The following is a 13,231-nucleotide window of genomic DNA, read 5'->3' as shown; positions in this document are numbered from 1 at the left end:
AGACGATTTGTTTTCAAACAATAAAGGTTGTCACAAAACAACAAAGGTGTGGGATGCAAATAAAGGTTCATTCGTATAAATAAAGTATCATCCGTATAAATAAAGTTTCATTCTGAGCCTGCATCCGCTATGTTGAGGTCATCGACACAGCGGGGGCAGGCTTTCTCATGTCTGGAACATTCAAGGGGCTGACCCAGGCCCAGATCGATAGAAGGCTCAAGGACGGGCGTGGCCAAGGCCAGGGATCAGACTACAAGCCGTTCATCTACACCAGGGACGTGTCCTCGCTGGGTCGCTCCCACCGCCTGCCTGGCAGCAAGACCCGGCGTTTACACCATCTTCTATCCGATCTTGAACTGGCCATCTTCCTGACCTTGGATCGGTCTCCCCATGTCACCGATATCCGTGAACAGTTTCCGATGCGGGTCGAAGATACGGTGCGCATCGCCGAGGAGCTTGGCCTGCCCCACGGTTGTTACAAGGGTACCCCGCAGGTACTGACCAGCGACTTTCTGGTGGATTTCGAAGATCCTCAGCGCCCGAGCATCGCGATTCAGGCCAAGTACAGTACCGACCTGCAGAAGCCTGAAGTTATCGAGAGGCTTGAGCTTGAAAGACGCTACTGGCAGGAAAAAGGTATTCCCTGGGTCATCGTCACGGAGCGCGAGGTATCCAAGGTGGCATTTGCCAATATCCAATGGCTCTATCCTGCCCATGCTGAAGGCGACATCGCTCAGGACGATCTCGCCCATTACCAGCAGCTGTTTCTGCTCGAGTTTCAGCGTCACCCAGACCGGAAGCTGACCGCTATTGCCCAAGGACTGGATACCTCCGGCCAGCTGGAGGCCGGTCAGGCGCTCTATTGGCTACGCCAGTTGCTGGCCCGGCACTGTTTCCTTTTCGATCTTGACACTCCTTACCGGGAGCTGAAGCCGAAAGACCTGGTTGCCAACTCTCATCAAATGCATCAGGAGCTGAGCAGTGTTGCCCGTTAATCAGGTGTTCCGGATGGGGGAACTGCGAAAGCGCCTGCTTTGGTCCGGTACCGAGCAGGCAATCTGGATCGATATCGATTCGGACACGGCGTTGCCCGAACCGATATCGATTGTAGAGCTGGAGCGTCTGATCATGGAGCGGGAGCTGGAGAGCATTGCCGATCCCTTCGAGGAAACAGTCCTACGGGAGGTTGAGGAAGGTTCCCTTGATCAGCAGAAGCGTGATGAAGCTTGGGGAATGCTGGCGGATTTTGTGCACGACCCCCAGCTTTTCGTGCGGCGCCCCAGAGGGCTCATTGTCAGAGGCATCATGGAGCGCCATGGTGTCACCAATCAGACGGTGTATAGGTTACTGAGGCGCTACTGGCAGCGAGGCATGTGCAGGAATGCCCTCTTGCCGGACTATGTCAACTCGGGCGCCCGTGGCAAGCGCAGAAAGCCGAACCAGGCCAAGCTGGGCAGGCCCAGAGTGGTGATGGAGGGGAAAGGGAGCAATGTCACGCCGGACATCGAGCGCATTTTTCGCCGGGTCATCGAGGAACGTTTGCTCAAGGAAAAACATCCGTCCATTCCTGATGCCTACGCCGCCGGGCTGAATCTGCTCCGTGCTGTTCTGACGGAGCTGCCGACCTCCGAACTGCCTACATTGGGGCAGTTCCGTTACTTCTATGGGCGCGAATATCACTTCACCGACACCTTGCCATGCAGGGTGTCCGCAGTGGATTTTGCCAAGGACTTCCGACCGCTCAGCAGTACATCGACGACCGAGGCACTGGGGCCCGGATACCGCTACCAGATCGATGCCACCATCGCCGATATCTATCTGGTTTCAGAACATGATCGCAGCCTTATCGTCGGCAGGCCTGTCGTTTACATGGTGATCGACGTGTTCAGCCGCATGGTCGTTGGTATGTACGTCGGATTCGAGGGACCTTCCTGGGTCAGTGCCATGGTGGCATTGGCCAACACGGTCGCCGACAAGGTTGAGTATTGCCGCCAGTATAGCGTGGAGATCGATGCCAGCGACTGGCCGGTCAAAGGCTTGCCGGATGTGGTGCTGGCCGATAAGGGCGAACTGAATGGCACCAAGGTGGAAGCATTTTCCCAAGCCTTCGGCGTTCGCATCGAGAATGCACCGGCCAGGCGAGGAGATGCCAAGGGGATCGTCGAGCGTTATTTCCGGACGGTGCAGGAGCGTTTCAAGCCCTATGCCAGCGGTGTGGTCGAGGACACCACCAGCCGGAAGCGGGGTGGCCACGACTACAGACTTGATGCCAGTCTGACCTTGCCCGAGTTCACCCAGATCATCATTGCCGGCATCCTCTACCACAACAACTTTCATACCTTGAGCAAATACGACAGAACCTCTGGTATGCCGGGCGATCTGCCAGCCATCCCGGTCATGCTGTGGAACTGGGGCTTGGCCAACTTGACCGGCCGGTTACGTACTGCGCCCGAGGAGCTGGTGCGGATAAATCTCTTGCCCCATGAGTCGGCCACGGTTTCGGAGCTGGGAATCAGGCTGTTCGGCTGCTTCTACACCTGCCAGGAAGCAATCAGGGAGGGTTGGTTTCACCGAGGCCAGGGGCGCCGGCCGACAGGGGTAACGGTCGCATACGATCCGCGTAGCGCCGACCACATCTACCTGCGGCCGTCCAATAGTCTCAAGGACTACTGGGTTTGCGATCTTGCCGACCGCAGTCGACGCTTCAGGGGGATGACCTTCTGGGATGTCTGGCTGCTGTCCAGAGAGGAACGGCGTAGCGATACCAACGCGGCGGCGGAAGCTTTGGTAGAGAGAGGCAATCTTCTGAAGCAGATCGAGTCCATCGTTGCCCAGGCAGAGGATGCCAGTCCGGTCAAAACGGGTATGACCACGAAGGATCTGGGAACCCAGATCCGCGAGAACAAGCAGCAGGAAAAGCGCCAGGAACGCCAGAAAACAGCATTCAAACCGGATAAAGCACAGCAGGAAAAGCCAGCCGAGGTGATCCCACTGCGGGGCGAGAAGCAGGAAGATTATGCCTTCCCAGATCTCAGTGACCTGATATTCAAGGAGGAAGAGGATGACTGAAGAATTCCAGCGCGGAGTCATTCCCCTGGCGCGTTACCAGGAGCAGCAGCTTCCCGAGTATCAGGACAATCCGCTCATCAGCGCATTGCCTCCGATTCCTGATCTGCAGGAGGTGGTCGATCTATTGCAGCAGCTTCCCGGTTTCGAGCCGCAGGAGGCGCTTCTGGATGGTCGGCTCAGGGCACATGCGATTGCCCGCCTGTTGCACGGCTTCTTCCAGCCGCTGAGCCATCACTTGGAGCTGGAGAGCAAGATCAGCCTGATGATCCGTCAAGGGTACATCGGTCGGAATCCGGCCAGCGGTGCCTGGTATGCGCACCTGCAGAATGGCTATCGCCGTGTCGAGGAGGAGGATCTGGATGCGGCGGTGTACCAGAGTGTCTCCTCTACGGCCAACAGCCTGTCGCTGTTCGGCTGCTCCGGTTGCGGCAAGACGCGCACGCTGGAGCGGATTCTGGGCATGTACCCCCAAGCTCTCCATCACCCTGATTACAACATCACCCAACTGGTCTACCTGAAGATCGACTGCCCAATTGACGGTGACTTGGATGAGCTGTGCCTGAGCTTCTTCAACGAAGTAGACAAGATCCTGGGTACCCACTACAGCCGTAGCCACGGACGCAAGAAGCTGGGTACCAAACGTCTGCTGGCATCCATGTGTCAGGTGGCCAATCTGCACACGCTCGGAGTGCTGATCATCGACGAGGTTCAGAACCTCAACGAGGCACGCTCCGGTGGTGCCGAAAAAATGCACAATTTCTTCGTGTCGCTGGTGAACACCATCGGTGTTCCGATCATTCAGGTCGGCACCCACCGGGCCAGCAAGTTCTTCCAGCGCACGTTCCGGGCTGCTCGGCGGGTCTCCGGGTTGGGCAGCATCCGCTGGGATAGGTTGCCTCGGGACGAGCATTGGAAGCGTCTGTTGAAGCGGCTTTGGAAGTATCAGTGGCTGCGAAATGCGGCGCCGCTGGATGATGAACTGGAGGCTACGATGTACGACCTCACCCAAGGGGTCATGGACATCGTCATCAAGCTGTTCGCGCTGGCGCAGATCCGGGCGATAGTGACAGGTGTCGAGTGCATTAAGCCGCTGTTGCTGCGCAGGGTTTTCGAGGACGAGTTCAAACCGGTCCATCCGATGCTGGCGGCCTTGCGGAGCGGTAGGCCCGAGCTGATCGCCAAATATGACGACCTGCTGATGCCAGAGATCGAGGGACGGTTGCTGACCCTGACTCGCTCTCTGGATAGCGTCCCCCAACCTAAACCACCGGCCCCTCCGGCTGATGACAAGGCAAAGCGGTTGGCCGCCCTGCTCGAAGGTATGGAAATCCCGAGGGACATCGCCATTCCCATGGCCGATGAATTGTTGGCGGAGAATCCGGACATCCCGCTGGCGGCCCTGATTCACAAGGCCACGGCCTACCTCGCGCAGGACGCTCCCAAGAGGCCCGGCATTTCCAGAGTTAAGCGGACGGAGTGGGGGTGCCTATCCGAGGAGGATCTGCGCCGACGTTATGCCGATGGGCCTGAAAGCGAGGCCTATGACAGATTCAAGCAGGTTGGCTTGATCCTCGATCTGCGGCCTCTGCTGAGAGCGAGCTGACATGTACTTCCCCAGGCTCTACCCGGACGAACTGCTTTACAGCGGTATTGCCCGGTGCCGGGTACATCTGGGGATAGGCAGCCACAAGACCTTGCTGCACATGCTTTTCGGTGACAGCAAGGTTGCCGCGATCACCGATCTGCCCACACACCTGACTGCGTTGGCGAACAACACGGGCTTGGATGCGGAAGGCATGATCCTGAATCACACGCTGTTCCCGCTCTATGCCCCTTTCATTCCGCCGGAGCGCCGTACCGATCTTTTTCAGGCCATGCTTGCTCCCGACCGGCCGACGATTGGTCTGTCTGGGGCCTCGACGGCCTTGGTCAAGTGGCCCGATTGGCTGCGTTACTGCCCGATCTGCTTTGAAGATATGGCTGCGCGCTACGGTGAACCCTACTGGCGGCGTAGCTGGCAGATTCAAGGGATAGATGCCTGTCCCGAGCATGGCTGTCAGCTCCTGAACTCACCTATCCCGTTCCGTCGAGCGCAGCGGCACGAGTTTCATACAGCCTCTCCACTGTTTCTGCCCCGTGATCTTCGCGTGAGTCCCGTGGGCGAAGAGGCTATCAGGCTCGCCAAGGCTGCTATGCAGCTGCTGGCGCTCGAAGAGGTGCAATCGCCTGGCTACGGACGCTGGACCAACCTGTACCGGTACCTGGCTACAGAGTGCGGCGCCAGGCGAGGCCGGCAGGTCAGGGCTGAAGTCATCTGGGAGAAGATCCTGGCATCCCATCAAAGGGATTGGCTTGCTGCGAACGGTCTGCTGACATCCGGAGAGCCTCCACCTTGGCTGTTGGCGATGTTCAGGAAGCATCGCAAGGGATTCAGTGCGCTGCAGCATCTGATCGTCTGGACCAGCCTGCGCCCTGGCCAGCATGCTGGCGAGCTGATCAGCGAGGCGAAGACTCGCCAGGTCGACCTTGCCTCCGAGCGGTCAGTGCAGCTGCTCCCTGCTGAGTTTGAGCAAAAGCAGCAGTACCGAGCCATTTGGCTGCAAGCACTGGCTAATCACGGTGGAGCCAAGGCAGCCAGGCAAGACGGAGCAGGGGCATGTTACGCCTGGCTCTATCGTCATGACCGACACTGGCTGATGGTTGCGAACCAGGTCAGGCAGCGCCGACAGGGCAACAACAGCCACATCGACTGGCGAGCGCGTGACATAAGGTTGGTGCGCCTGCTGATCCGGATTGGTAGAGGTAGCGAAGAAGACCTAGGCCTTCCGCGCAGGAGTCGCAACTGGTTCCTGCAGCAGCTACCCCATCGGGCATCAGTCGAGCACCGTCTCGATCAATTGCCTCTTTGCTGCACCTTCCTGGATCGCTATGCCGAGTCCGTCGGCGAGTATCAGATCCGTCGCCTGACTGCAGCGATGCTGAAGGATGTACAGACAGGCATAACGTCTAGGCGCTGGGAGCTGGAAAAGCGTTGTGGATTGGAAAAAAGCAGGGTGGCACCACTGACCACTGCGTTCATTCGATTGATAGGAAGATGGATTGAATAGGACAGTATTTCGTCAGATCCCGAACGGATCCAGGTTGCTGGCCGTTGGAAATTTTTTCAGGGCCAAGACTCCGGCGGCCCAGTGGCAGTTGGCGGCTCTCTTTGAGCGTAACGGTCAGCTGCAGCTGCAGCGGTTCGCACAGGAGATGTCGTGTGTCTTGGCCGTTGGTCGCGAGTTTCTTGGCGAAGAAGGGGCTCCTTATCGTCCCAGTGGTTTCAAGAAGACGGTGGTGCTTCCTGCAATAGATACCTGGCGGGAAAGGCAGTTGGGTGAGTGCCCACGTCTGGCCAGAAGGCTTGCTGCAAATCCTGAGATATCTGGACAGCGATGCTTTGTGTTCGAGCTCGATGGTCTGACCGTCTGGCTGCCGAAATTCGAGCTGGCACGAAAAATGTTCTTCCACGCAGCCTTCATCGTTCGTGCAGCCTTCGCACCGAATGGCTTGGACATGGCCTTCACGATCTACAGAGAGGGCGATGTTGTTCATATCCATACGCCCCCGAAGACGGGGGCCCCAAGTCAGCTTCTCAAAATCAAGGGATACAGAGACCATTTCAGTTGGCTGCTGCTGAATCAGGATGTGAGGCGATCCTTCGAGTCAATCTGGCAAAGCCTCAATCAAAGGCAAGAGCGGGTACTGCAAGAGTCGGCGTATGCCAGGTGGCAGTTCGACTTTCAGGCACCCACTTCCCTCGCGGGTACCACCATGGATGTGCGAGGCCCCTTTGATCCGGAAAGCAACGAATTGCTGGTCTGGGAGATCGAAAAGCTTCAGGGGCTCCGGTTTAGCCATCGCGGTGATATTTTTTTCCATCACCCTGCTCTCAAGTTACCCGTCAGGGGAGAGAACACAGGCTGTGTATCCGTGCCATCGGGAGCGAAAGAGTTGGAGGTGGATGCTGACGAAGAGCCGACTGCTGCCAAGGAGCAGAGGTTGATTCATCTGCCCGTTGAGGGAGTCACGTTTGATGCTCAGCTGCGCACCAAGATCGCCTACAACGGGGAGCGTGCCAACGGTCATGGCAAGAAGGTCGACGACGAGCAATGCCCGAGCAGAGAAAGCCAACTCTTCGGCGTGGCTGATCCTGTGAGCGAGGGCAGCATAGCGTCAGGAGAATTCCAACAATTGGGTGAGGGAGAGGGTGATGGGGACGAGCATGAACGGCTTGCAGATCGCTTCTCGCTGCTCCGAGAGATTCTTGAACAAATCACCCAAGAGTCTGGAGTTGCGCTGGTAGCACTGGAAATGAGGCCTCTGCCGCCCGTTCCACGTTGCAGCTACCACATGATTGATCACGAAAAATCACGCTGCTATCTGCTGGCAAGGTTCAAGCTGCAAAACGGCGATCAACGCTACCTTCTAGAAATAGATACCTCAGACAACCGGAAGACCATGTCAACGCGGATCATGGGCTTCAAAGCAGGTGTTGAGGCAGGAAAATGCATAGACAGGATCTTGAGGGAGACAGTGAAAGGCTCGTTGCGTTGGCCAGGCACCATGGCGAAGTACTGTGAGCCTTTGCACTCTGTGCATCACCCGAAAGAAAGCTCACCTGGGGCCAACCATGCCCGGGTGTTCGACTGGAAGCAGCGGATACGCGCGGCCCTAGGCTGATTGCAGAATACACCGCAGTTCGGCTGCGATACATCTTGTCGCGCACTGCGTGCAGCCTCCCCGAAACTGCCCGGAGCCGTGCCAAGGCGATATAGGCCCCTTGGGAGTCGGCAAGACGCATCTGGCCATCGCACTGCGCTATCGGGCGGCGCAGTGCGGCATCAAGACCCGCTTCATCACTGCGGCCGACCTTGGTGCTGCAACTGGGCGCGGACCAGCGTAACCGTCCGGGCATCCCGGCTGGCTTGACCCCGCCAAGCTAAGAGATGGTGGCAGTTCGTGGATGCCGTTTCCCGGGTGCACGCGATCCGAGACCACGCGATCAAGCAGGAAAACGAGCACCTGGGCTTGCCTGACTGACCGCAGGCCGGCGACGACAAGGTGGAAAAGTTCGGCGTGTGGCTCTGGCGGCAACGATCCCGCGAAGGGCGGACGGTGCTTGAGCTGTTGAACGTAAGCGTGCGGGCAAACCGTCTTGCGCGACTATGCCGGATGCCACCTATGCGGCAGCAGCTCTGCAATCTCACTCGCCCGCTGCGTCGGCAACCGTGTCAGCACCTCCTTGAGATAGGCATACGGATCGTGCCCATTATTACGGGCCGACTGGATCAAACTCATGATCGCAGCAGCGCACTTGAGCATGCGATCCCGCGCCGAGCATTTGAGAAGGCAACGGGATGAACGCTGGCTGGATAGACGTGGTTTTCTGGGTATGCAGCCGAATCCATTTGTGGACGAGGTTGGCATTGAGGCTGTAGCCCAAGGCGATGTTTGCGATGGAGGCACCGGGTTCAGAACACTCCTGAATGACCTGGGCCTTGAAAGATTTGCTGTAGGTACGGCGCTGAGGGGGCATGGAAAATCCGCTTGATGGGCCATGGCCTTCGGCGGCGGTGTCGGGAAGGTGTGTTGGCCGGACGGATACTGTTGAACTACGCTGTCTGGGGCAACGGAAGTGTTTCGGCCCGACTCTGGAACGCGATCCGCAGCGACGACTGGGCAATTCCGCACGTTGGCCTGAGCAGCCTCGGGGAAATCGTCGGCTGGGCGCGCCCAGACGAGTTTCCGCCAAGGAACATGCAGACGAGCAAGGGGCTGCGGGCACTCGGCTACAACGTGAGGATCGGTGTTTGATCGAGGCGCCTGTGGCACACGCAGGCTGACGAGCCAGGCGCTGTCCATGGCCTGATCAGGCCGCCCCGCTGCGCCTTGCCTGAGCAGTTGACCTGCATCAATGGGGCGGGAGATCGCTGTACATTGACTCTTGAAGTTTGTCCTGGTAAGCGCAATATCTTGCAAAGTCTTGCAAGGATTTCCTTGGCCGGAACCGCAAAGCGACGCGATTGGAGAGGGTGAGATGAAAGCGCACCTACAGGTGATTTTCACGCTCGATGAATTGGCTGCGTACTTGAAAGTCGGCAAGCGGACGCTTTATCGGCTCGCCGCGCACGGGGAAATTCCGGCTTTCAAGGTGGGCGGGACGTGGCGGTTTCGTCAAAGTGAAATCGATCAGTGGATCAATGATCAGACCCGAGCCGGAGCAAAGAAGGAGGTGATGCGCAAGCGTGAACAGCAGAAGTCATCCGAGCAGCCCGTGTCGCCTGGGCGCACTGCCCGTCGCAGCAGGCAAAGGGCTTGAGTAACTCGTTTTTCAATTTTTCTGGAGGTATGACTTGGACATCGATTTCAAGAAGTTGGCTCCCTGGAACTGGTTCAAGAACGAGCAGCAAGAGCAGCAGACCGCCTCTTCCCTGCCGGTGCAGCGCAATGACCTGCCAGCGGCGAGCGGGCCAGTCAGCCCGATCCTGCAACTGCATCGCGAGATCGACCGGCTGTTCGATGACGCGTTCCGGGGCTTCGGTTTTCCGGCGCTGGCCATGCCGCGGCTGCCATCCGATTGGTCGGGCATGCTGAAGCCGGCCCTGGACATCCAGGAAACCGACAAGCAGTACAAGATTGCCCTGGAAGTGCCCGGTGTCGAGGAAAAGGACATCCAGATCACCCTCGACAACGACGTGCTGGTGGTGCGTGGCGAGAAGCGCCAGGAACAGGAGAAGAAGGAAGGTGGCTTCCACCGTGTGGAGCGCTCCTACGGCAGCTTTCACCGCGCCTTGAACCTGCCTGACGACGCCAATCAGGATTCGATCAAGGCATCGTTCAAGAACGGGGTGCTCACGGTCACGATCGACAAGCGCGAGGTCAGCGCGCCGAAGCAGGGACGTTCGATCCCGATCAACAGCTGACGTCGCCGGCTCGTTCGTCACAAGAAAAACCCGGTACGAGACGAGGTGTCGCGGCTCGCGATGCCTCGTCGCCTCAACCTTGTCAACCTTCTCAGGAGCATCAGCATGGCCAGAAAACAATGCCAGGTCTGCGGCCAACCCGCCACCGTGCGGGTGGAAGCCAATCTCAACGGACGTCACAGCACCATGCTGTTGTGCGACGACCATTACCGCCAACTGGTGCGCCAGCAAAAGCGCACCGTCTCGCCGCTGGAAGCCTTGTTCGGCTCGCGCAGCGGCCTGTTCGAGGACTTCCTCGGCAGTGACTTCTTCCGCATCGGCGACGACGCGACGCCCTTTGCCGCCGATACCGATGACGTGGTCGATGCCGTGTTTGGCGAACCCGCCGCCGCAGGTTCGGGTGCACCGCGCCGGCGCGGCAGTGGGCTGGCCAGCCGCATCAGCGAACAGTCGGAAGCCCTGCTGCAAGAGGCCGCCAAACACGCTGCCGAATTTGGCCGCTCCGAGGTGGATACCGAACATCTGCTGCTGGCGCTGGCCGACAGCGACGTGGTCAAGACCATCCTGGGTCAGTTCAAAATCAAGGTCGATGACCTCAAGCGGCAGATCGAGTCCGAGGCCAAGCGCGGGGACAAGCCGTTCGAGGGCGAGATCGGCGTGTCGCCGCGCGTGAAGGATGCGCTCAGCCGCGCCTTCGTGGCCTCCAATGAACTCGGCCATTCCTATGTCGGTCCGGAGCATTTCCTGATCGGTCTGACCGAGGAAGGCGAAGGGCTGGCCGCCAACCTGCTACGCCGCTACGGCCTGACGCCGCAGGCGCTGCGCCAACAGGTCAGCAAGGTGGTCGGCAAAGGCGCCGAGGATGGCCGCGCCGAGACGCCGACCAACACGCCAGAACTCGACAAGTATTCGCGCGACCTCACCAAGATGGCGCGCGAGGGCAAGCTCGATCCGGTCATCGGCCGTGCGCAGGAGATCGAGACCACCATCGAGGTGCTGGCCCGGCGCAAGAAAAACAACCCGGTGTTGATCGGTGAGCCCGGCGTCGGCAAGACCGCCATTGTCGAAGGACTGGCGCAGCGGATGGTCGCCGGCGAAGTGCCCGAGACGCTGCGCGACAAGCGTCTGGTGGAACTCAACATCAACGCCATGGTGGCCGGCGCCAAGTATCGCGGCGAGTTCGAGGAGCGCGTGCAGAAGGTGCTCAAGGAAGTGACCGAGCACCAGGGCGAGATGATTCTCTTCATCGATGAAGTGCACACCATCGTCGGTGCCGGCCAGGGTGGCGGCGAAGGCGGGCTGGACGTGGCCAACGTGTTCAAGCCGATGATGGCGCGCGGCGAGCTGAACCTGATCGGCGCCACCACGCTCAACGAGTATCAGAAGTACATCGAGAAGGACGCCGCGCTGGAGCGTCGTTTCCAGCCGGTGATGGTGCCCGAGCCGACGGTAGCGCAGACCATGATGATCCTGCGCGGCCTGCGCGACACCTTCGAGGCGCACCACAAGGTCAGCATCACCGAGGATGCGATCATCGCCGCCGCCGAGTTGTCGGACCGCTACATCACCGCGCGCTTTTTGCCTGACAAGGCCATCGACCTGCTTGACCAGGCGGCCGCACGCGTGAAGCTGTCGGCCACGGCTCGCCCAGTGGCCGTACAAGAGCTGGAGTCCGAACTGCACCAGTTGCGGCGTGAGCAGGACTACATGGCCTCGCGCAAGCAGTACGACAAGGCCGCCGAGCTGGGCAAGCGCATCGAGGCAAAAGAGGCCGAACTCAAGAAGCTCATCGAAGATTGGGAGCGCGAGCGCGCCTCGGGCAGCGCCGAAGTCAAGGCCGAGCATGTCGCGCAGATCGTCTCGCGCCTGACCGGCATTCCGGTCAACGAGCTGACGGTGGAAGAACGCGAGAAGCTGTTGCATCTGGAACAGCGGCTGCACGAGCGCCTGGTGGGCCAGGACGAAGCGGTGCGCGCGGTGGCCGATGCCGTGCGGTTGTCGCGCGCGGGGCTGCGCGAAGGCGGCAAGCCGGTGGCGACTTTTCTGTTCCTCGGGCCGACCGGCGTGGGCAAGACCGAGCTCGCCAAGGCGCTGGCCGAGTCCATCTATGGCGATGAAGGTGCGCTGCTGCGCATCGACATGTCCGAGTACGGGGAACGCCATACCGTGGCACGCCTGGTGGGCGCGCCTCCGGGTTATGTGGGCTATGACGAGGGCGGCCAGCTCACCGAGAAGGTGCGTCGCAAGCCCTACAGCGTGTTGCTGCTGGACGAGATCGAGAAGGCTCACCCCGACGTCTACAACATCCTGCTGCAGGTGTTCGACGACGGGCGGCTCACCGACGGCAAGGGCCGGGTGGTGGATTTCACCAATACCATCATCATCGCCACCTCGAACTTGGGCTCGGACATCATCCAGCGTCGGCTGAAGGCCCGTAGCGCCGCCGGCGAGGAATACGAGAAGACCAAGTCCGAGGTGATGGACGTGCTGCGCGGACACTTCCGCCCCGAGTTCATCAACCGCATCGACGAGATCATCGTCTTCCATGCGCTGGGCAAGGAGGAGATCCGCCATATCGTCGGCCTGCAGCTCGATCGTGTGGCCCGCAACGCCGCCAGCCAGGGCGTGACGCTGACCTTCGATCAGACCTTGATCGACCACTTCGCGGAGGAAGGCTACAAGCCCGAGTTCGGCGCGCGTGAGCTCAAGCGGTTGATCCGCAGCGAGCTGGAGACGGCACTAGCGCGCGAGATGCTGGGTGGCGGTATCGGCAAGGGCGATCACGCCAGCGCCCGCTGGGACGACAAGGCCGAACGGGTGGTGTTCGAACGCCATGAGTCACCGCAGACTCCGGCCGAGCCAGAGCAGCCGGATGCCGCGAAGGCGGCCGAGGCGCCGCATGGCGACGCGGGTAAGGGCTCTCGCAAGAAGAAGTCGGCGAGCGACGCGTCTTAATGTTGGGAGAGGCTGCCGTGTCCGATCCCATCGGCCTGGCATGGGCAGCCTCCCTGGCCTCGATCGCGGTGGCGGTCGTGGCCGCGGGTCACGCGGTCGTCTACAAGCGTGATCCGCGGTCGGCCACGCCGTGGGGGCTGCTCATCAGCGGCGGCACTGCCCTCCCGCTCGCTGGCCATCCGTTTGCGTGACGGCGCGGCCCGTCTGTTCACCTGATGGCGACTCGACTTTCGAGGAACACG

10 protein-coding genes and 3 pseudogenes are annotated in these 13,231 nt (G+C 59.9%); 11 read left to right on the top strand and 2 right to left on the bottom strand.

What is annotated here, in order from left to right:
* Nucleotides 1-167 precede the first annotated feature (167 nt).
* The 6 genes and pseudogenes from ACTORR_RS14170 to ACTORR_RS14145 all read left to right on the top strand — a co-directional run.
* Nucleotides 168-995: a heteromeric transposase endonuclease subunit TnsA gene (locus ACTORR_RS14170; RefSeq protein ID WP_000017067.1), complete on the top strand. Its 828-nt coding sequence runs from the start codon at nucleotides 168-170 to the stop codon at nucleotides 993-995.
* Nucleotides 996-1,008: 13 nt separating this feature from the next.
* Nucleotides 1,009-3,069: a Mu transposase C-terminal domain-containing protein gene (locus tag ACTORR_RS14165; protein ID WP_182819149.1), complete on the top strand. Its 2,061-nt coding sequence runs from the start codon at nucleotides 1,009-1,011 to the stop codon at nucleotides 3,067-3,069.
* The gene (locus ACTORR_RS14160) at nucleotides 3,062-4,672 is read left to right on the top strand and encodes an ATP-binding protein (RefSeq protein WP_197897382.1); all 1,611 of its coding nucleotides are present in this window, start codon (nucleotides 3,062-3,064) and stop codon (nucleotides 4,670-4,672) included. The genes ACTORR_RS14165 and ACTORR_RS14160 overlap by 8 nt, the downstream gene beginning before the upstream one ends.
* Before the next feature lies 1 nt (nucleotide 4,673).
* Nucleotides 4,674-6,176, top strand: coding sequence for a TnsD family Tn7-like transposition protein (locus tag ACTORR_RS14155; protein ID WP_000273849.1), 1,503 nt, complete (start codon nucleotides 4,674-4,676; stop codon nucleotides 6,174-6,176).
* Nucleotides 6,169-7,791: a Tn7-like element transposition protein TnsE gene (locus tag ACTORR_RS14150; protein ID WP_197897383.1), complete on the top strand. Its 1,623-nt coding sequence runs from the start codon at nucleotides 6,169-6,171 to the stop codon at nucleotides 7,789-7,791. Before ACTORR_RS14155 ends, ACTORR_RS14150 begins: the two co-directional genes overlap by 8 nt.
* Nucleotides 7,792-7,882: 91 nt before the next feature.
* Nucleotides 7,883-7,984: pseudogene (locus tag ACTORR_RS14145) on the top strand (ATP-binding protein); the annotation flags it as partial.
* Nucleotides 7,985-8,274: 290 nt separating this feature from the next.
* Here the strand turns inward: ACTORR_RS14145 and ACTORR_RS14140 are convergent.
* Nucleotides 8,275-8,427 (bottom strand): annotated as a pseudogene (locus ACTORR_RS14140) (transposase domain-containing protein); the annotation flags it as partial.
* On the bottom strand, nucleotides 8,384-8,647 hold the full coding sequence (locus ACTORR_RS14135; protein WP_441343686.1) for a transposase: 264 nt from the start codon (nucleotides 8,645-8,647) through the stop codon (nucleotides 8,384-8,386). The gene ACTORR_RS14135 and the pseudogene ACTORR_RS14140, both read right to left, overlap by 44 nt.
* A gap of 71 nt (nucleotides 8,648-8,718) precedes the next feature.
* On the opposite strand from ACTORR_RS14135, the gene ACTORR_RS14130 reads away from it, so the two are divergent.
* From ACTORR_RS14130 to ACTORR_RS14110, 5 genes and pseudogenes are all read left to right on the top strand, one after another.
* Nucleotides 8,719-8,925: a hypothetical protein gene (locus ACTORR_RS14130; RefSeq protein ID WP_427123673.1), complete on the top strand. Its 207-nt coding sequence runs from the start codon at nucleotides 8,719-8,721 to the stop codon at nucleotides 8,923-8,925.
* A gap of 223 nt (nucleotides 8,926-9,148) precedes the next feature.
* Nucleotides 9,149-9,430, top strand: a complete 282-nt coding sequence (locus tag ACTORR_RS14125; protein WP_016782886.1) for a helix-turn-helix domain-containing protein — start codon at nucleotides 9,149-9,151, stop codon at nucleotides 9,428-9,430.
* A 34-nt stretch (nucleotides 9,431-9,464) separates the two neighbouring features.
* Nucleotides 9,465-10,034 (top strand): small heat shock protein sHSP20, encoded by a 570-nt coding sequence (gene hsp20, locus ACTORR_RS14120; RefSeq protein WP_023383121.1) that lies wholly within the window; start codon nucleotides 9,465-9,467, stop codon nucleotides 10,032-10,034.
* A gap of 105 nt (nucleotides 10,035-10,139) precedes the next feature.
* Complete coding sequence (clpK, locus tag ACTORR_RS14115; RefSeq protein WP_065086370.1) at nucleotides 10,140-12,989, top strand: heat shock survival AAA family ATPase ClpK; 2,850 nt, start codon at nucleotides 10,140-10,142, stop codon at nucleotides 12,987-12,989.
* A gap of 17 nt (nucleotides 12,990-13,006) precedes the next feature.
* Nucleotides 13,007-13,165: pseudogene (locus ACTORR_RS14110) on the top strand (cardiolipin synthase); the annotation flags it as partial.
* Between the last annotated feature and the right edge of the window lie 66 nt (nucleotides 13,166-13,231).

Source organism: Pseudomonas sp. SAR267, assembly GCF_052077595.1.
GTDB lineage: Bacteria > Pseudomonadota > Gammaproteobacteria > Pseudomonadales > Pseudomonadaceae > Aquipseudomonas > Aquipseudomonas vlassakiae.
This window is presented reverse-complemented; position numbering and strand designations above follow the sequence as displayed.

Coding starts and splice junctions, on each gene's coding strand:
- ACTORR_RS14170 (WP_000017067.1), top strand. CDS start 168: ATGTCTGGAACATTCAAGGGGCTGACCCAGGCCCAGATCGATAGAAGG.
- ACTORR_RS14165 (WP_182819149.1), top strand. CDS start 1,009: ATGGGGGAACTGCGAAAGCGCCTGCTTTGGTCCGGTACCGAGCAGGCA.
- ACTORR_RS14160 (WP_197897382.1), top strand. CDS start 3,062: ATGACTGAAGAATTCCAGCGCGGAGTCATTCCCCTGGCGCGTTACCAG.
- ACTORR_RS14155 (WP_000273849.1), top strand. CDS start 4,674: ATGTACTTCCCCAGGCTCTACCCGGACGAACTGCTTTACAGCGGTATT.
- ACTORR_RS14135 (WP_441343686.1), bottom strand. CDS start 8,647: ATGCCCCCTCAGCGCCGTACCTACAGCAAATCTTTCAAGGCCCAGGTC.
- ACTORR_RS14125 (WP_016782886.1), top strand. CDS start 9,149: ATGAAAGCGCACCTACAGGTGATTTTCACGCTCGATGAATTGGCTGCG.
- clpK (WP_065086370.1), top strand. CDS start 10,140: ATGGCCAGAAAACAATGCCAGGTCTGCGGCCAACCCGCCACCGTGCGG.